Raw genomic sequence first — 17,544 nt, forward strand, 5'->3', positions numbered from 1 at the left:
TCACTTTCACAGTTCCCTATTCTGTCGCCACCCTTGCAAGACAACCCGAAATTTGATCCAACGATCAACATCGCTTTCCAGGCTTTGCTCCAATACCGACAGATTACCTGTCTACTGGTTGATCAAGAGCATCATCTCCTAAAGATCTACGGCGATGCTCTAGGGATACTTAAGGATGAAAAGGACATGCTATCTAAGGATGTGCTTAAGCTACTGCCTGCGCCCCTGCAAATTCCCACAAGCATTGTCCTCAAGCGAGCCCAGGATGATGGTACCGCCAAACTCGCTGGCTGTTCCTGTGCTATGGCGATACCTGATAGCCAGATTGGCAGCCAGATTGGCAGCCAATCTGACACCGTCACCATCGCCGCCAGCAGACATAACATCCACGAGACAACAGAAGTTCTCACCGTTTTAATTGAACGGGATCAACAGGAGTACTGGGAAGGGGCAGAAAATTCCCAAACGACAGAGCTGATGGAAATGAATAGTCGTTTACGCGCCCAAGTATTAGAGCAACAGCAAACAGAACAAGAACTCGCCTATCAGGCCCAAGCGTTAGCCCGCTCCAACGCCGACTTAGAAGAATTTGCCTACGTTGTTTCCCACGATCTGCAAGAACCCCTCAGGGCGATGACGGCCTTTTCCCAGCTATTAGAACAACGCTATGGTCAGCAGCTAGATTCATCGGCCCAACGATACATCACCCACATTGTTGACGGGGGCACCCGCATGAAAGCGATGATTGATGGCATTTTAGAACTCTCCCGCATCAATCACAAACAACCTACCCATGCCCCCACCGACTTAAACCAGGCCCTAGAAATCGCTCTGGAAAATTTAGAACTCATGCGACGGGAAACCCAGGCAACCATTACCCATGGGGATTTGCCCACTCTGTTCATAGATAAAAACCACATCATACAGCTGTTGCAAAATCTGATCGGCAATGGGATAAAATTTCGAGGCCCAGAACCGCCCCATATCCACATCACCGCTGAACCGCAAGCTAACAAGTGGCTTTTTGCTGTCCATGACAATGGCATCGGCATTCCCCACGACCAGCAAAAACGAATTTTCAAGCTTTTTCAACGATTGCACAACCAGCAAGAACAAAAGGGTTACGGCATTGGTCTAGCCATCTGCAAAAGAATTGTTGAACATCATCAAGGCGACATATGGCTGGAATCTTCCCCCGGAGAAGGGGCAATCTTCTATTTCACCCTTACCGTCAATGATTGCCAAAAAGAAGTTTAAGGTTTGCTTCTGCGACAACCTAATTCCCTCTAGGCTCGTTAGGATAATTCACATGGTGCCCAATCAGCATCAATATAGCTGACCAATGAGATGGACGTAACTATTCTTCTAGTAGAAGATTCACCTACCGATGCAGCTATTTTATCTGCGGCCCTGGATGATGTCGGCTGTCAGTGGCCTATCCAAATCGCTCAAACGGGTGACGACGCTTTAGCCCTGCTAGGACAAATTGACTGTAGGTCCCATGTCCATCCCCAGCTAATTTTGCTTGACTTAAATCTGCCGGGCAAAACCGGTCATGAAGTGCTTCGAGAAATCAAACGGAACGAGGTATGGCAGGCTATCCCCACCATCGTGCTATCCAGCTCTGCCACTCCAAATGATATCTATAAAAGCTATCAACTCCACGCGAATGCTTACATCACTAAGCCCACGAATTTTAGTGATTATCAGCTAATGGCTCAAAAAATTTACGACTTTTGGCTCAAAACAGCACAGTTACCAGCCCGTACCTAGGCGAGATAACCGCTGATGATAATCAATCAGTGATCCATAGGCAAACACCCGACACCCATAGCATTAATTCATCTTAAGCTCTGTATAACTAAAATACCATCCAGGTGTTACGCAACTGGCCTAAGAATAGGTATTTTTGCGATATACAATTTATATCGAGTTTTCTTACTATATTTTTAACAACATTCGGACAGTTTTTGATGGCCAACGGTAGAATGCGGGTTTCAGCCCTCTTCCGTAGCAACTCGGTTAACGAGAAATCAAGGGTTTCAGCACTTGTCCAAAAAAGTGTCCGAACTATTGTTTAAACCACTTGAGATAGACCAGCCAGTGTAGGTTAGCTGCATATACTCAACTCTTTTTTACAACCCATTTATCTATCACATATACCTTTACGGAAACCCCTATGACGGCAGGAATCGATGCATTGCTGATTGAAGATAATCTGTCGGATGCGCAACTCTTTCAAGAGCTTTTAACATCATCTGAGCTGATAGAAACAACGTTATATCATGCTGAACGCTTCAATGAAGCCATCCAGGCCTTGGCAGCTAACAACAATAACTTTGATGTGGTGCTATTGGACCTGTGTCTACCGGATGGCCAAGGTGTAGAACTGGTTAAGCAAATCAAAGCGTTAGTGCCCAAGATACCGGTCGTGGTGCTCACTGGCATTCAAGATCAAAATGTTGCCATTGCCGCCCTAAAAGAAGGGGCTCAAGACTATTTAGTCAAGTCAGATACGTTCTCTCCCGAACGGATCAAACGCTTAGGGTACGTAGATGTCGGCAATTTATTGGCTAAGACTATTCAATATGCCATTGAGCGTACGGAACTCACGAAGAAGCTGGAAATTAGTGAAGAACGCTATGCCCTAGCGGTTCAAGGAGCTAATGACGGCATTTGGGACTGGGATCTGAAAGCGGACACCATCTGTTATTCCCGCCGCTGGAAAACAATGTTAGGTCTAGACAACAGTGACATTAGCGATAGCCCAGAGGAGTGGTTATCTCGAATCTATGCTGACGATCGGTCTGACTTTGAGCGCAAGCTGCAGGAACACCTGGATTTTCATTGGGTAAACTTTGCATGTGAGTATCGAATTTTACATAGTGATGGCAGCTATCGCTGGATGTTAACCCGTGGCATGGCGCTGTGGGACGAAACGGGATCTCCGTATCGGATTGCCGGTTCTCAAACGGACATCACTGAGCGTAAGGAGCTAGAGCAATCTTTATATAAGGAAAAAGAACTGGCCCAAATCACCCTTCATTCCATCGGCGATGCCGTTATTACAACGGATGAGTACGGCCATATTAAAGACTTTAATCCGGTGGCGGAGAAGCTAACTGGATGGAAAGCAAAGGAGGCCAGACAGCGTTCGATTTCAGAGGTATGTCATATTGTTGATAGTAATACCGGACAACCACTGCAAAATCCGGCGCTGCAAGCCATAAAAGAGAAAAAAGTCATCAGCTTAAGTAATCACCCTACGTTGATTTCAAAAACAGGCGAAGAGTTTGGCATTGGTGACTCAGCTGCGCCAATTCGCTCCGCCACAGGAGAGGTTTTGGGCACCGTGCTTGTTTTTCATGATGTGACAGAGGAACGGGGCAGGGCAAAACAACTGGCTTGGCAAGCGACCCACGATTCCCTAACGGAGCTACTCAATCGAAAAAAGTTCATTCACTCCCTAGATGAGGCCATTGATCAGCTGATGGAGCAAGAGTCTCAACACATGCTGTGCTACATGGACTTGGACCATTTTAAGGCGGTGAATGATACCTGTGGCCATGCGGCGGGAGACCAGCTGTTGCGTCAGGTGGCAGACCTGTGGCGGGGGCAAATTCGTCAGACAGATATCTTGGCACGACTAGGGGGAGATGAATTTGGCTTGCTGCTGTATAACTGTCAGTTGAGCCGTGCTACCCAAATTGCTGACTCATTTTGCCAAAGTATTCAAAGATATCGCTTTATGTATGATGGCAAGGTGTTTAATATTGGTGTTAGCGTTGGTATTGTTCCCATTAATTCCCACACCACCAGTAGTGAGCAGGTGATGCGACTGGCGGACACGGCCTGCTATGCGGCTAAAAATAAAGGTCGCAATCGGGTGCAGGTCTATCACCCAGACGACGACGGGATTCATCGTCAGACAGAAGATATTCAGTGGTTTTCTCGGGTGACTGAGGCCTTAGATGAGAATCAGTTTCAGCTTTACTACCAGACCATTGAGGCCGCTGTTCCAGGGGCTTCGGATACTCGATTGTGCGAAATTCTACTGCGCTTGCCCCATCCTCAAACGGGAGAGATTTCACCGCCGATGGCATTTTTGCCAACGGCTGAGCGTTATAACCTCATGCCTCGGATTGATCGATGGGTGGTGGAAAGTTTTTTTACCTACTTGGCATCTCATCCACCTATTCCTAAGACTATTTACAGCGTGAACCTATCGGGCTCTAGTATCAATGATGAGAGCTTCATTGACTTCTTGGAGGAGCAGCTAAGAAAGTATCCGGTCAATCCCCAAATACTCTGTTTTGAGATTACGGAAACCCTGGCCATTGCTAACCTGCAAAAAGCGGTTGACCTGATCTTAAAGCTAAAAAAATTGGGCTGTCACTTTGCCCTGGATGATTTTGGTAGCGGCATGTCTTCGTTTAACTATTTAAAGCACCTACCCGTGGACTATCTTAAAATTGATGGCACCTTTGTTAAAGAATCCCCGACGGATGAGGTTCTGTGCGCCATGCTGCAATCGATTAATCACATTGGCCACATTATGGGGTTAAAAACAATTGCTGAATATGTGGAAAACACAGCTGTCCTAGAAAAAGTGCAGACCCTGGGGATAGACTACGCCCAGGGCTATGCCATTAGCCGTCCTCAGCCGCTCCTGTAGGGCTGAATCAGTTTTTTCCTGGGGATTCCGACCAGATTGTGGCAGCGCAAGATTTAGGCGTTGCTGATCCTTGAGATGATTTCATCGGCAAGATACTGGCATAGAGCATGGCTAACAGACCGGTTCGTCCTTTAAATCAGCAACGGCGAAATTCAGGCTCAGTCGGGGTCTTCAGAAAGAGCATTGCGCCATATTTCTTTAATATCGCTATGGGCCCATAGCTCACAACATCGGTAATCGCTGAAAGCCTTAGCTAACAATAGCTATATGGGGTGTAATCGGCTGAATGAATTTAACCAATGGCGATATTGCCATGGCTAAAGCAGGGAAAGACGTTACGCTTACTGAAAAACGTGAGAATCGTAGCTATGTTTGCTAGGATTGCCCCTATGCTCTGACTAATTGTTCCTAGGCTATAAGCTAATTGGCTTGGGGCAAAATGGCGACAGGTGATAGGGGCACGTCTCTGACAGGTGTTTGAGTATGCGTTATTGGGAGTTTTTAATTCAGCAGGAAGGGGATCAAACCTGGCTGCCTTTAGAAACAAGACAGGTGGAAATATTGGAAGGTCGCTATCGCATGGCTGCGTATACCAGCTATGACGACACGCCTGTTGAGGTGCGGGTCAGCCAGCTACTGCTAGAGGAGATGCCCCCTCGACGCCGGGTGCGTAAGCGTAAGTCCATGACCAATGATTCTGGATTGCTGGCTATTTTTCCGTTCATGCAACTGAACCCTGGTCGCTGGGAGATTGATTGTAATAGTCCCGATGTGATTGATGATTTTTTGGGGGAGGCTTGGCATTATTCGGTTCAGCTGCAGGTTACGCCTCGGGATGAGGATGATTGGGAGCCTGACTGGTCAGACGCTGCTACAGAAGAGGATCTGTCCCAGTCCATGGCAGGTACGGCTGAGGCTGCCACTGACGTCTACCTAAGTGGCAGCGGTGGCAGTGGCAGCGGTGTAAGTGGCAGTGCAAATATTGACCCGGCAAACCTTGACCCGGCAGCGGCGGGAGCTGCTCAACTCGCTGATGTGAAATTAGAGCTGAAACAGCAGGCCTATGTCACCCAGCTGGGGCAGTCTCTAACATTAATGGGTCAGCTCTTTACGGCTAACCCTGGGGATAACCTCGCCAGCTGTCAGCTTTGGGTGCAGTTACGGGATCCTCAAACTGCCAACTCGCTCCAGGAAAAGGCTGTTGATCTATCTCCGCAAAAACTACCTGCTCCATTTTCGGTGACGATTACATTGCCAGATGAACTGTCTACCCAGGTGATTTTGGGGGCAATTTCGCTACGGGATCGGGAGGGTAGTGCGGATCGACCAGCATGGGCCTCGGCGTCGTTTACGGTGACAATTGGGTTGGCCCAAATGCTGGATGCGATCGCAAATCAGCCCAACCTAGAATTCGAAGAAGAAATCTCCATTTTTCCAGGCTCCACCGAGTCCTTTGTTCCCCATGCCAAACAGGCAGAAACGCTGCTCACCTACGAAAATCCCATTGTCCCTAGGGAGCTGATCCCCTCTGAAGGCTTAACCCTACCGCCCCAACTCACCCCCCCCAACCCGAATGATGTCGATCGGCCACCAGAGCTACCGACATTTCCCACCAGCAGCAGAACCAGCCAGGAACCGATGGGTTCCCCAACTGCCCCTAAAGCAGTTGAGCATGAGGACGAGACCCTAGACAGTGCTGGGGATATTTCTGGGGATATGGGGGATAACCAACTACCCGATCAGGCAATTAACCAAGCCCCCAGCGACGGGCTTGCCCCTAACCAAGGGGCCGAGGAAATGACCGCATTAGACGAAAATATCCGGCTGGAGACAGCTAGGCCCACGGTAGACGAACCCCTGGCCTTTGCTGAGCCTCGGGTGTTTGATCTGGGCAACTGGATTGAAGAAGACGATTTAGACTTGGAACTGGCCGCCGCCGCCGCCGCAGAGGACCTGCCCCCCAATCCTCCCCTAGGGGAGCGACCCTTCACGACCAGCACGCTAGACGATGCTGACATCTCTGATGACCTGGAACTAGCGGATACAGCCGAAGATACCCAGTGGAATCCGACCGCCATCAACATTGAGCGAGCCTTTCAGAAACTGCAGCTCCGGGAACGATTTTGGCAAAAGCTGAACCTATTAACCCAGGATGGCTATCGTCAGTCCGTAGAGGTCAAACGGGCGTTGCAGCCTTCTGACACCTGGCCAGAGGGCAACCCCCAAAGCAATGAGTTTGTGGTTTACGAGCAGCAGCCCCAGTACTACCCCCCTGAGCCGCCCTCGGGGCAGCCGCCGCGCCGGGATCAGGGAAAAAGCGACGACGCAGCCCCCCTGCAAGTATTACCCCCCATCCTCGATGTGCCCATGCAGGAGTTGGTGGCCGGTGAATGGATTGCCATTAGGGTGCGCATGCCGATGACTGACTACCAGCCCTATGTCAAAGTGTGGATGAATGATTTGCAAACCCGTACCGTGATCGAGGCTCCGCGTTTACTGATGCAGTTCACCCCCAATGACCTGAATGAGCTAGAAACCCTGATGCGGGTGCAGGTGCCCAGCGGCTGTTTAGAACTCCAGATTGCTGCGATCGCAGTGGACATGACCACCCTCCAGGAAAGTCGTAAAGTCGTGCAAAACCGCCGGGTGATGCCGCCAGACGATTCCCTATCCGTATTTGATGAATGGTGACGAATGGCCCCAAGGGCAATAGCAGCGGGAACAGCACTATCAAATTACCCAATGCCGTGCAAACTTTCTAAACAATCTACATATACCGCATCAAATCGCAGTAAATTAAGTTCTAGGTCTTAGGCCCCGTCCAAGTGAGAATATCCAGGTTCCCTCATGGAAAACCTGCATTTCTGGACGTAAAACCGGTTAAATCTTCCGAGCACTCGCTCACCATTGAGAGATAGGAGACTTGATATATGGATACTTCCCTTTTGCCTCAGGTCATGGTGCCCATTGTGGCTATTCATGCATTTGCATTCATGATTGCCATGTTCCTGTATGTAGAGCAGGAAGAAACGTCGGCATAGGCTGGCCACCAGGCTAAAAGAAAGAGACGACAAAAGCCCTTTAATCCGAAAAGCCCTTTAAGCGGAGTCTGCTTAAAGGGCTTTTCGGATTAAAGGGCTTTTCGAATCTATTTGACCTTAACCAACGAGAACCACAGCCTTGTATAGCCGCACTCCGCAGTACTCGTGGACGCTGGAACTCTATTACCAACTGCTACGGGGGAGCACAATCCGCTGCATGTATTCAACAGATTGCCTACAGATTCAAAGTATTGAGACAATCCAACCCACAGCTAGCTCTAAAGTCTGGGGAGAAGGTCAAGGAAGTTTAGACACCTGAGCCTACACCAGCATAGGCACCGTAGAAAAATAGACCAACTACAACCAACACACCCGTGCCGGCCACAGTTGCCACAATCCAAAGGGGAATTCGGCCATCTTTAAACATGCATTTATCTCCTGTTGTCACCTACTCTCATGAAAAAAGTCTAGACGGCCCAAGGGACCCTCCATACCCGTCGAAGTTAGTTAAAGAAGTAGCTAGAAAATAGCAGACCTAAAACAAAAACTAACAGTAAACCCAGGAACAAAGAGGTCCGGTTTAACTCAACGGGCTGCTTATTGGGATTTGGGGTTCTATCCACGGATAACTCCTAGCGTTGAATAAATTGCATTGCGGCAATGGCACCCAAGAAGAAGACCGAGGGAACGCCAAGGGCATGAACGGAGAGCCACCGTACCGTAAAAATCGGATAAACAATGGGCTCGTTGGGGTTATTGCTGGTCATAGGAAAATTCTAATCTCAATTGACAATCAATTATGGGAATTCAACCCAATCAAGCGGCAAACATTGAGTTTCTGATGAATCAAAACCCAAGATTTGACGGTAGAGCAGGGCTAATTTCCAAACGTAGTAATCTGCTTATCGGCTTCGTAGCGCTTCTCCAGAATCGGTACCTGGACCTGATTGTTGGGGAAGTACTCGTTGGGGCGAGGGGTGCCAAAGGCGTCATAGGCTAGGCCAGTGGACACAAATAACCAACCAGCGATAAACAGTGCCGGAATCGTAATGCTATGGATGATCCAGTAGCGAATACTGGTAATAATGTCTGAAAAAGGTCTTTCTCCGGTTGAACCTGCCATTACACAGTCTCCTCTTAACAGAAAATAGGCGTTGACCCACATCCAAATTAGAGCCTAGAGCTTCCATCACTGAAAACCATAATTCTGGATGTGGAAAGGGTTTAGTTACATCATAGGGAACAGGGTATATCCCTATCAAGCGGCGATTAAGGATTCCTTCATATTTTTGTTCCCTAGAGGGTCATTTAAGAATGAATTGAATCGTCACCTAAACGGTGGCATCCTCAGGCACATAGCGCAGTAGATAGCCCCGCTGCCCCAAAACAAAGCCCTGATTTTCACCAAAAAATTTAATTCGGTAGAGGTTAGAGGGGACGTCCCCGGCGGGTTCATCCTTTAACCAGGTTTCACCCCCGTCGGGACTCATGAGTAGGGTGCCACTACCGCCGCTGACCCACATTTCGTCATGGGTGCGGTAGCCCACATCTAAAAAGCCCCAGCTACTGCCAAGTTCAGGCCGAACGGGGTCACCCCAGGATTCGTACTTGGGTACATCAGGATTTTCGTCGGGCTGACTAAACTGCATCTGACCACCTCGGCCAATCAACCAAAGGTTACCGCTGGTGGTGAAACCCATGTTTTGTAACCGTTTGGAGTTATCGCGATTGTGGGGCTGCCAGCTATCCTGGCCAGGCTCCCAAATGGAGTAAAAATTTCCGCGAGACGAGACAGCCACATAGCGCCCATCTTCATTCCGGGTCATATTTCGCACCACGCCCACGGCTGACTGGACCAGCGCTGTCCAGTTACGTCCGCTGTCTTCCGTCCGGTAAATGGCTCCCACATCGGTGGCCATTTCGACGGTTCCTTTACCCAGGGCTGTCACCAGTAGAGGACCGCCGGGCAGCTGAGCGCTCAGGGGCACCTTAGCCCAAGACTGGCCACCGTCGGTGGTGTGCAACAGCACACTGGGTAAGCCTGCAACCCAGCCTTCGTCGCCGACAAAGCTGACGGAGGTAAAGGTGTAGCGTTGTTCGCCCAAATCTAGGGCCTTTTGCTCCCAGGTCTTACCACCGTCTACGGTTTCAAACAAGGTAGAACGGCTACCCACTAGCCAACCGTGGTCCATATCTGACGTAAACGCCACATCGGAGAAGGTGGAGTCGGTTTCTAGGGCAATGGTCTGCCAGGGATTGGCCTCCAGGGATGGCAGAAAAAACTTTGTACAGCCGACGGTGAGAATTGCGATCGCAACCAGCAGTAATTGCTTGAGCCCGATGGCCCCTCGCTCACTAAAAAAACCTTTTAAAACCGTTTGCATCTCTAACCCAATTCAAGACAAATAAACAAATTAAGACATGAAATCCCGACTGAGCGCTTTATCCTGGCTAACCAGAAGCATGAAGACCCAGGGCCATTGGAGACCTACTTCAAGCCGTACAAACTCATGAAAAAGAGGAACGCTAACCCCAATGCACCAAATATCAAAATATTCTTTTGACCCGGTGTGAGGACATTGACCCCAAAACCATACCCCAGGTTTTCACTAAACCCCGATGGCTTACCCGCCGGTCCAATACTCATAAACGACTTGGGTCGAGCCCCACATACTGGGCAACGCCATTTCATCGGCAGCTCTGAAAACGGCACCCCCGGCGGAATATTAGCCTTACCATCCCCCTTAACCGGCTCATAGGTGTAGCCACAGGGACGACATTCGTAGCGATCCATTTCATAGGGGGTGAGGGGCGCTCGGGGCGCTTCAGCCTCAGGCGGATCCACCACCGGTTTAGGGTCAGGCTCAGTACTCATGGAATGTTTAGAAGGGTTTCAGACAGCATTGTGTAAACAATTATTACATATCAAGTTGCTTCTCCCGCCATCGATGATTGTTGAGCTGGATCAATCGGGCTGGATCACCATGCTGGATCGTTCTAGAAAAATGTGACCGAACTACCGGAACTATCTATAGATATTACTTAAAATTTTTATCGATAGTATGTTCAAGCCTAGCGAGATTAGCCTACACAGCTGACTAGAATAGAAGTAAGCTAACTAGGGGCTATCAGTTCCCAGAGACAGTTCCTAGAGAGAGAACCATAGAGCGCGCGTGTTTGTATTAACCGGATACGAGTATTTTCTACTATTTTTAATCATTTGTGGTCTGGTGCCTGTCACCGCCCTAGTGGCCGCTAAACTCCTAGGAGCCAAAGGCACAGGGGTCGTTAGACGCACCACATACGAATCAGGGATGGAGCCCATTGGCGGTGCCTGGATTCAGTTCAACATTCGCTACTACATGTTTGCCCTGGTCTTCGTCATCTTTGACGTGGAAACCGTCTTTCTATACCCATGGGCAGTCGCATTCCATACCCTGGGTGTTCTTGCCTTTATCGAGGCCTTGGTCTTTATTGCAATTCTGCTAATCGGTTTGGTTTACGCATGGCGTAAAGGAGCATTGGAATGGTCATAAAATCACCCACAGGTAGTTCCCTCATTGGTGATGATAAACGGGTAATGAATCCGGCAGCTCCGCCCGCCGTCACCCAAGAACTGTCAGAAAACGTCATCCTCACCACCGTTGATGACATTTACAACTGGACCCGCCTGTCTAGCCTATTTCCCCTGCTGTACGGTACGGCCTGCTGCTTTATTGAGTTCGCCGCCCTGTTAGGCTCTCGGTTCGACTTTGACCGCTTTGGTTTGGCTCCCCGTTCTAGCCCGCGCCAAGCAGATTTGCTAATTACCGCTGGCACCGTCACCATGAAAATGGCTCCAGCCCTTGTGCGCCTCTACGAGCAGATGCCTGAGCCCAAGTATGTCATCGCCATGGGAGCCTGCACCATTACAGGTGGCATGTTTAGTGTAGATTCCCCATCGGCGGTACGCGGTGTCGATAAGCTGATTCCAGTGGATGTTTATATTCCTGGCTGTCCCCCGCGGCCTGAAGCCATTTTTGATGCCGTCATTAAGCTACGCAAGAAAATTGCCAATGAGTCTATGCGGGAGCGAGGCATTTTAGAACAAACCCATCGCTATTACACCCGGGCCCACAAAATGACGGCAGTGGAACCCATTCTCACCGGCAACTACATTCGCTCTGGCACCCGAGAGGCTCCTCCAAAAGAGCTGATGCAAGCCATGGGAATGCCTGTAACGCTGCCTGCAGCCGAGAAAGCGGCTCAACCGGAAGGAGAAAAAACCAATGGCTGATGAAACAACGCCCGAGGCTGCTGTTGAGGCAGCTGGAGCTTTGGTGGAAGCTGGCCCCGTATCCCTTTGGCTGACCGAACAGGGATTTGCCCATGAGATTATGGAGCGCGATCACCTAGGGATGGAACTGCTTAGGGTGGAACCGGCCTTTTTGATCCCTTTTTGTACGGCGCTTTATGCCTACGGGTTTAACTATCTCCAGTGTCAGGGTGCCTACGATGCAGGTCCTGGCCAACCCCTGGTGAGTTTTTACCACTTGACCAAGGTAAGTGATAATGCCGATCGGCCAGAAGAGGTGCGGATTAAGGTCTACGTGCCACGGGATAAGCCTACAATCCCCTCAGTCTATTGGATTTGGAAGGCGGCTGACTGGCAAGAGCGAGAATGCTACGACATGTACGGCATTATCTATGAAGGACATCCGAACCTGAAGCGTCTACTCATGCCTGAGGACTGGGTAGGTTGGCCCATGCGTAAGGACTACATTTCGCCAGATTTTTACGAGCTACAAGACGCCTATTGAAAACGCCTATCGCCAGATTTTTACGAGCTACAAAACGCCTATTGATGCCGATGGGGAGTTACTGCCCATATATCGGGCCTTAATAGAGCGTTTTAAGTCAGACGACTATCCGTTTTCAGGCTCCCAATCCCTCTTTAAAACGGGTTGGGAGTTTTTAATATGGGCTTTAGAATTGAAACTGTACGACAACCATGGCCATGAAATGTCGTTTTCTACTTCCCCATCGACGGATTTGTTACCAACCAAAAGCATTATTGTCTGCTCCACAGGGCGCTCGGGCAGTAACTTACTGTGTGCAACTTTGAGCAATTTGAACTGCGTTGGCAAATCTCAAGAGTTTTTTCTCCCCGCGACTTTAGATCAAAACGCAGTCTATTCATCAGCCCCTGAACTCTATCGCTATCTGCCCAAAGTTTATCGGGCAGGAAGCACCCCCAATCGAGTGTTTGGCATCAAACTACATTGGGACCACATGAAAGCCTTAACTAAATTAGCCCGCACCGACCCCACCCTAGAAAAAAAAACGAATCTGGAAATCCTTAGTTTATTTTTTCCCAATCCACGTTTTGTTTTTATCCGGCGGGGTGACCTAACCCAGCAAGCAATTTCTGCCGCCATTGGTTATCAAACGGGAGTTTTTATAATCCCCAAAGATTTCCATGGGGAGCCTGTCAATAGCAAAAAGAAAGTCTTCTTTAACCCCCTCAATATTTATCGCTATAAACAGGGACTCCAAAGGCGCAATCAAAACTGGCTAAAGTTTTTCGAGCAAAACAACCTGCCCTTTTGTCAGGTGGTGTATGAAGACTTGGTCAAAGATTTTGAGCCGACGATTCACAGGGTGCTGGAGTTTTGTGACATCGAACTTTCGGACCCAGCAGTGGAGATTGTCCAAGGCACCCAAAAACAGGGTAATCAAATCAATCAACGCTGGCTCAGGTACTACAATTTGATTCCTGAAAGCTGGCTAGCTGGATACTCCCAGCTCAGGAGTACCTTAAGACAGACCCTAGGGAAAGGTAGGTAGGTGGGCCAAAATCCTATTACTCTATCCAGCGTCGCAGCAGATTGGATACGCTTTTGGAGAGTAGGTCAAATTCGGTGGTCTTACCGTGCTGGGCAAATAATGAGCGGCGTACGGTATCGATATCAAACAGGAGTTCTCGCTGGGTCGGATCACGCAATAAACTTTGTACCCAGCCAACCACCACCAGCCGCTGCCCCTGGGTCACTTCATTCACCCGATGCAGGGTGGATGAGGGATAGACGACGGCATGGCCTGCTGACAACTTATAGGGCTGCTCATCGTCGGCCCCTTCAATCACTAGTTCTCCACCGCCATAGTCCGCTGGGTCGCTCAGAAACAGGGTAAAGGATACATCTGCTCGATAGCCGCCCATCATGGCATTGTCGGCGTGGGTCCCGTAGGACATACCAACACCGTAGCGGCTAAAGCGCAGATTATGGATCTGTTTGGGTCGGACGGCAATTTGAAATAAGGGGTTGCGACCGAGGGCGGCTTGGACCGTTGCTTTTAAGGCTTGGCCCGCATCGGGTTTGAGTTGCTGGTTGTGTTTAACTTGCTGGGCATACCATCCAGCGGTTGTTTTGCCATCCACAAACTCAGCTGTTGCCAGCTCTGTTTGGAGTTGATTTAACTCATCCGGAGAAAGGACATCGGCAATTTGAAACAGCATAAGGGATTATGTCTGTCAGGTTGGTTGGGGCGATGGATCGGCCTGAAAGGCTCAAGTACCAAAAGCTAACTCGTACTCAACAACTGTATCCGTCGAGTACGACACAGTTCTATTTCCAACCCACCCGGTCGACCAGTTTAACCACTTCAGGATTATTCCGACCGTAGGCAGTCACGTTAACCTCATCCATTTTGAACTCGCCGAGTTCGGCCACGATGGGCTCGATCGGTGTGCCTTCAGCCACTGGATATTCGTTATTGCTATTGGCAAAGACTTCCTGGGCTTCGGGACTGACTAGAAATTCGAGGAATGCGATCGCATTCTCCTCATTGTCAGCCCCAGCCACCATACCGAAGCCACTAATATTCACGTGGACACCCCGATCATCCTGATTGGGAAAAAACACCGCCGTCTTGGACACCACATCCTGGCTTTCTGGCTCATCGGACTTAGCCAGCCGGGCCCAATAGTAATGATTAGCAATAGCCACATCACACTGCCCCGCAGCCACCGCCTTAATTTGGTCCACATCCCCCCCTTCGGGATCCCGAGCAAAATTATTTACCAAACCCTGGGCCCAGGCCTCGGTTTCTTCTAAGCCAATGGTTTCCACCAACGACCCCAGCAGGGACTGATTATAAATATTGCTGGAACTGCGCACACACACTCGCCCATTCCAGACGGGCTCAGCGAGGGCTTCGTAGGTGGAAAGTTCCCCTGGATCAACAGCATCTACGTTATAGATCAGCACCCTTGCTCGCTTGGTTAAGCCGTACCACAAACCATCGGGGTGCCGGAGGCTAGGGGGTACTGTTTCATCCAGCACCGCCGATGACACGGGCTGAAAAATCCCCGCCTGCTCCGCCCGCCACAAGCGTCCGGCATCTACGGTGATAAATACATCCGCTGGGCTCGCCTCTCCTTCGGTTTTAATTCGCTCGAGCAGCTCATCGGATTCGCCTTCCACCAGATTGACCTTGATGCCTGTTTGTTCCGTAAAGCTTTCAAACAGGGCATCGTCCACATCGTAGTGGCGGGCCGAATAAACATTCACTACGCCGCTTGGGACAGCTGAACCCGGCTCAGCTGTCTTTTGTGACTGATCATTACAGCTTGCGATCGCCAACGACATCAGACCCGCACAAACTAAAACCGATTTATATGACATAGCCAGCATTAATGCGAAATCTTCCTAAGTAATAGTCAAATCTTATTCTAGAAGGAAATCGGGACGCTTAAAAATTAAGAACCGTCGCATTTTTCCCATCCCCACCCCAGCCTTTCTGACCATAAGCCTGAAAATTCAATCACTCCAATGGTGCCACCCTTTTACAACAGACATCCCAGCCCGCTGACTAGGTCTTTTTCGGCCATCAGCTTTTAGATACTATTCGCAATAGTAGAAAACTATTGCAAATGGTCAGAGAGTTCGCTATGATTCTCATTAAGCTTTACTTAATGACACTCTATGGAGGAACGGCCATGGTCTCCTATACTCCCTCAGCAATGAAGGCCGAACTCCATGAGCGAGGGTGGCGAATGACCCCTCAGCGGGAAACGATCCTAAATACGTTTCAGAACGTTGATAAGGGGCATCACCTCAGTGCTGAAGAACTGTGCGAACTGCTTAAAGAAGAAGGCGAGCCCATTAGTCTCTCCACCATTTACCGCAACCTGAAGCTGATGTCCCGCATGGGTATTTTGCGAGAGTTGGAACTAGCCGAAGGCCAAAAACGCTACGAAATTAATCAGCCCTCTCCCCACCACCACCACCATTTAATCTGCGTGCGGTGTAACAAAACCATCGAATTCAAAAACGACTCCGTGCTCAAGGCTGGAGCCAAAATGGCGGACAAGTCAGGCTATCACCTATTAGATTGCCAGTTATTGATCCATGCCGTATGTCCAGCGTGCCAGCGCTCAATTATGCCGGTTTAGGGATTTCAAGGCGAACCATTAAGACAGTCCGAAACACACTAAAAAGAACAGTAAGCCTCCCCTGAGCGGAGTCGTTGGCATAGTCTTCCCAGAGGGAATAGTGGATGCTGGTTGTGAAAGTTGGCTAACTGCTCCGCGTTAGGCTTGCCCATGCCCTAAGGCTATAGAACTCCGCTCAACCAACAGTGTTCGCGGGACGGTTACAAAGAACGTTTAAGAGCACATAAAATCCCCCCCTAGGGTTCAGTCCTATGAACTGATACCTTAGGGGGTTTCGAGGGGATCTCAAGGGACTTCAGATACCTAGCCTGAAACCCTAATCCCCAATCACCTCTTCCTCATAATCCTCATAGGTTCCACCAACACTAATGGGGGTACCCACCACCTGGGCACCCACAATATCAATGTTCTCCAGGGATGCATTAGTCACATCAGTGAAGTAGATAGCTGCACCCGACAGGTCAGCCCCATCTAGGGTGGCGGATTGAAAAACAGCGTTGGTCAAGAAAGCATTACTCAGATTGGCACCGGTCAAATTAGCACTCGTCAGGTCAGCCCCTTCAAGATTACTGTCCGAAAGATTTGCGCCCTGCAAATTGGCACCGCGTAAATCAGCCCCAATCAGGTGAGACATCTGCAAATCAGCTCCTGAAAGATCGCAGCCAGGGCAAGCACCAGTCATTTCAAGACGTTTCAAGTCAGTCTCGGAAGCCCCAAGGACGGGCAAGGAAACAACGACAGGGAAAACCAAAGCTAGTAAGGTAGCGGCGCGGAACAACATAAGCAATCTCCTCAAGGGGGTTAAACAGTTTAGTCTTGAAGACATCAATCTGTGGAGACCATGGGCCCTTAGGAATTACCACACTTAAAAAGTTGAACTTCCTAAAGTCCTAGCCGTCTTGTTTCACCCTTTATGATGTGTTGCCACGATCTTGACACAGGCTTTAAACAATTGCCTAGGGTCTTAACAACCCATAATTATTCGGTTTTCAGGACAGTTGGCTGAATTCGTTATAGGTTCAGCATGGCCCCATATCCCCCAAACTACCCAGTCTATTACCTGTGCACTATAGAGTTGATGACCGGATGGGTTTCAGCTGTTACGGCTCAATGCGCGTAAACCGTAACATGGCATTCGGCTGACAATTGTGGACAACGAGTAAGCTTGCAGGGTAAGTCAGCTTTAAACGCAGAAAGCGTTCCCCAGTTTGGAGAACGCTTTCAGAGCTAAATTAAATCAGCTAGGCAACTGTATCAAAACAACTATGCGTTGATTTGGGGAGCAACCAAAGCAACAGGAGCAGCTTCACCAGCGGCCAAGTCTAGGGGGAAGTTGTGAGCGTTGCGCTCGTGCATTACTTCCATACCCAGGTTGGCACGGTTGATTACATCGG

At 49.5% G+C, this 17,544-nt stretch carries 18 protein-coding genes and 1 pseudogene; 9 read left to right on the forward strand and 10 right to left on the reverse strand.

Annotated features, from left to right (window positions below):
* Positions 1 to 33 precede the first annotated feature (33 nt).
* The 4 genes from VB741_RS19400 (at position 34) to VB741_RS19415 (ending at position 7,366) form a co-directional block, all read left to right on the forward strand.
* A complete protein-coding gene (locus tag VB741_RS19400; RefSeq protein WP_323366852.1) occupies positions 34 to 1,257 on the forward strand; it encodes a sensor histidine kinase in 1,224 nt (407 codons plus the stop codon).
* Positions 1,258 to 1,347: 90 nt separating this feature from the next.
* A complete protein-coding gene (locus tag VB741_RS19405) occupies positions 1,348 to 1,773 on the forward strand; it encodes a response regulator (protein WP_323366853.1) in 426 nt (141 codons plus the stop codon).
* 406 nt (positions 1,774 to 2,179) lie between these two features.
* Positions 2,180 to 4,675: an EAL domain-containing protein gene (locus VB741_RS19410; protein WP_323366854.1), complete on the forward strand. Its 2,496-nt coding sequence runs from the start codon at positions 2,180 to 2,182 to the stop codon at positions 4,673 to 4,675.
* Between the two features lie 483 nt (positions 4,676 to 5,158).
* Complete coding sequence (locus tag VB741_RS19415; RefSeq protein ID WP_323366855.1) at positions 5,159 to 7,366, forward strand: hypothetical protein; 2,208 nt, start codon at positions 5,159 to 5,161, stop codon at positions 7,364 to 7,366.
* Positions 7,367 to 8,023: 657 nt separating this feature from the next.
* On the opposite strand, the gene VB741_RS19420 is transcribed toward VB741_RS19415, so the two are convergent.
* From VB741_RS19420 to VB741_RS19445, 6 genes are all read right to left on the reverse strand, one after another.
* Complete coding sequence (locus VB741_RS19420; protein WP_006518578.1) at positions 8,024 to 8,143, reverse strand: photosystem II reaction center protein J; 120 nt, start codon at positions 8,141 to 8,143, stop codon at positions 8,024 to 8,026.
* 76 nt (positions 8,144 to 8,219) lie between these two features.
* On the reverse strand, positions 8,220 to 8,339 hold the full coding sequence (locus VB741_RS19425) for a photosystem II reaction center protein L (RefSeq protein WP_323366856.1): 120 nt from the start codon (positions 8,337 to 8,339) through the stop codon (positions 8,220 to 8,222).
* Positions 8,340 to 8,348: 9 nt separating this feature from the next.
* The gene (psbF, locus tag VB741_RS19430) at positions 8,349 to 8,483 is read right to left on the reverse strand and encodes a cytochrome b559 subunit beta (protein ID WP_323366857.1); all 135 of its coding nucleotides are present in this window, start codon (positions 8,481 to 8,483) and stop codon (positions 8,349 to 8,351) included.
* A gap of 110 nt (positions 8,484 to 8,593) precedes the next feature.
* Complete coding sequence (gene psbE, locus VB741_RS19435; protein ID WP_323366858.1) at positions 8,594 to 8,839, reverse strand: cytochrome b559 subunit alpha; 246 nt, start codon at positions 8,837 to 8,839, stop codon at positions 8,594 to 8,596.
* 208 nt (positions 8,840 to 9,047) lie between these two features.
* Positions 9,048 to 10,100 carry a photosynthesis system II assembly factor Ycf48 gene (locus VB741_RS19440; RefSeq protein WP_323366859.1) on the reverse strand — a complete coding sequence of 351 codons (1,053 nt, stop codon included), beginning with the start codon at positions 10,098 to 10,100 and terminating at the stop codon, positions 9,048 to 9,050.
* Between the two features lie 104 nt (positions 10,101 to 10,204).
* Positions 10,205 to 10,591, reverse strand: coding sequence for a rubredoxin (locus VB741_RS19445; RefSeq protein ID WP_323366860.1), 387 nt, complete (start codon positions 10,589 to 10,591; stop codon positions 10,205 to 10,207).
* 298 nt (positions 10,592 to 10,889) lie between these two features.
* On the opposite strand from VB741_RS19445, the gene ndhC reads away from it, so the two are divergent.
* The 4 genes from ndhC to VB741_RS19465 all read left to right on the forward strand — a co-directional run bounded on the left by ndhC (position 10,890) and on the right by VB741_RS19465 (position 13,542).
* A complete protein-coding gene (gene ndhC / locus VB741_RS19450) occupies positions 10,890 to 11,252 on the forward strand; it encodes a photosynthetic/respiratory NAD(P)H-quinone oxidoreductase subunit C (RefSeq protein ID WP_323366861.1) in 363 nt (120 codons plus the stop codon).
* On the forward strand, positions 11,243 to 11,992 hold the full coding sequence (locus VB741_RS19455; protein WP_323366862.1) for an NADH dehydrogenase subunit K: 750 nt from the start codon (positions 11,243 to 11,245) through the stop codon (positions 11,990 to 11,992). Before ndhC ends, VB741_RS19455 begins: the two co-directional genes overlap by 10 nt.
* Positions 11,985 to 12,515: an NAD(P)H-quinone oxidoreductase subunit J gene (locus tag VB741_RS19460; RefSeq protein ID WP_323366863.1), complete on the forward strand. Its 531-nt coding sequence runs from the start codon at positions 11,985 to 11,987 to the stop codon at positions 12,513 to 12,515. Before VB741_RS19455 ends, VB741_RS19460 begins: the two co-directional genes overlap by 8 nt.
* A gap of 172 nt (positions 12,516 to 12,687) precedes the next feature.
* A complete protein-coding gene (locus VB741_RS19465; RefSeq protein WP_323366864.1) occupies positions 12,688 to 13,542 on the forward strand; it encodes a Stf0 family sulfotransferase in 855 nt (284 codons plus the stop codon).
* 16 nt (positions 13,543 to 13,558) lie between these two features.
* Here the strand turns inward: VB741_RS19465 and VB741_RS19470 are convergent, their stop codons facing one another.
* Both VB741_RS19470 and VB741_RS19475 read right to left on the reverse strand, forming a co-directional pair.
* Positions 13,559 to 14,212, reverse strand: a complete 654-nt coding sequence (locus VB741_RS19470) for a Fe2+-dependent dioxygenase (RefSeq protein ID WP_323366865.1) — start codon at positions 14,210 to 14,212, stop codon at positions 13,559 to 13,561.
* Between the two features lie 109 nt (positions 14,213 to 14,321).
* Positions 14,322 to 15,380 (reverse strand): Fe(3+) ABC transporter substrate-binding protein, encoded by a 1,059-nt coding sequence (locus tag VB741_RS19475; protein WP_323366866.1) that lies wholly within the window; start codon positions 15,378 to 15,380, stop codon positions 14,322 to 14,324.
* 314 nt (positions 15,381 to 15,694) lie between these two features.
* Between VB741_RS19475 and VB741_RS19480 the strand changes: the two genes are divergently transcribed.
* Positions 15,695 to 16,150 carry a Fur family transcriptional regulator gene (locus VB741_RS19480; RefSeq protein WP_323366867.1) on the forward strand — a complete coding sequence of 152 codons (456 nt, stop codon included), beginning with the start codon at positions 15,695 to 15,697 and terminating at the stop codon, positions 16,148 to 16,150.
* Between the two features lie 316 nt (positions 16,151 to 16,466).
* Here VB741_RS19480 and VB741_RS19485 read toward each other — a convergent pair whose 3' ends face one another.
* Positions 16,467 to 16,931, reverse strand: a complete 465-nt coding sequence (locus VB741_RS19485) for a pentapeptide repeat-containing protein (protein WP_323366868.1) — start codon at positions 16,929 to 16,931, stop codon at positions 16,467 to 16,469.
* Between the two features lie 482 nt (positions 16,932 to 17,413).
* Positions 17,414 to 17,544: pseudogene (locus VB741_RS19490) on the reverse strand (photosystem II q(b) protein); the annotation flags it as partial.

Source organism: Leptothoe sp. PORK10 BA2 (assembly GCF_034932105.1).
In the GTDB taxonomy this organism is placed as follows: Bacteria; Cyanobacteriota; Cyanobacteriia; order Phormidesmidales; family Phormidesmidaceae; genus Leptothoe.

Excerpts from the sequence above, each read along its gene's own strand:
- VB741_RS19420 (WP_006518578.1), bottom strand. The coding sequence starts at position 8,143 with ATGTTTAAAGATGGCCGAATTCCCCTTTGGATTGTGGCAACTGTGGCC.
- VB741_RS19470 (WP_323366865.1), bottom strand. The coding sequence starts at position 14,212 with ATGCTGTTTCAAATTGCCGATGTCCTTTCTCCGGATGAGTTAAATCAA.
- VB741_RS19440 (WP_323366859.1), bottom strand. The coding sequence starts at position 10,100 with ATGCAAACGGTTTTAAAAGGTTTTTTTAGTGAGCGAGGGGCCATCGGG.
- VB741_RS19405 (WP_323366853.1), top strand. The coding sequence starts at position 1,348 with ATGGACGTAACTATTCTTCTAGTAGAAGATTCACCTACCGATGCAGCT.
- VB741_RS19415 (WP_323366855.1), top strand. The coding sequence starts at position 5,159 with ATGCGTTATTGGGAGTTTTTAATTCAGCAGGAAGGGGATCAAACCTGG.
- VB741_RS19455 (WP_323366862.1), top strand. The coding sequence starts at position 11,243 with ATGGTCATAAAATCACCCACAGGTAGTTCCCTCATTGGTGATGATAAA.
- psbE (WP_323366858.1), bottom strand. The coding sequence starts at position 8,839 with ATGGCAGGTTCAACCGGAGAAAGACCTTTTTCAGACATTATTACCAGT.
- VB741_RS19475 (WP_323366866.1), bottom strand. The coding sequence starts at position 15,380 with ATGTCATATAAATCGGTTTTAGTTTGTGCGGGTCTGATGTCGTTGGCG.
- VB741_RS19460 (WP_323366863.1), top strand. The coding sequence starts at position 11,985 with ATGGCTGATGAAACAACGCCCGAGGCTGCTGTTGAGGCAGCTGGAGCT.
- VB741_RS19445 (WP_323366860.1), bottom strand. The coding sequence starts at position 10,591 with ATGAGTACTGAGCCTGACCCTAAACCGGTGGTGGATCCGCCTGAGGCT.
- VB741_RS19480 (WP_323366867.1), top strand. The coding sequence starts at position 15,695 with ATGGTCTCCTATACTCCCTCAGCAATGAAGGCCGAACTCCATGAGCGA.
- psbF (WP_323366857.1), bottom strand. The coding sequence starts at position 8,483 with ATGACCAGCAATAACCCCAACGAGCCCATTGTTTATCCGATTTTTACG.
- VB741_RS19410 (WP_323366854.1), top strand. The coding sequence starts at position 2,180 with ATGACGGCAGGAATCGATGCATTGCTGATTGAAGATAATCTGTCGGAT.
- VB741_RS19485 (WP_323366868.1), bottom strand. The coding sequence starts at position 16,931 with ATGTTGTTCCGCGCCGCTACCTTACTAGCTTTGGTTTTCCCTGTCGTT.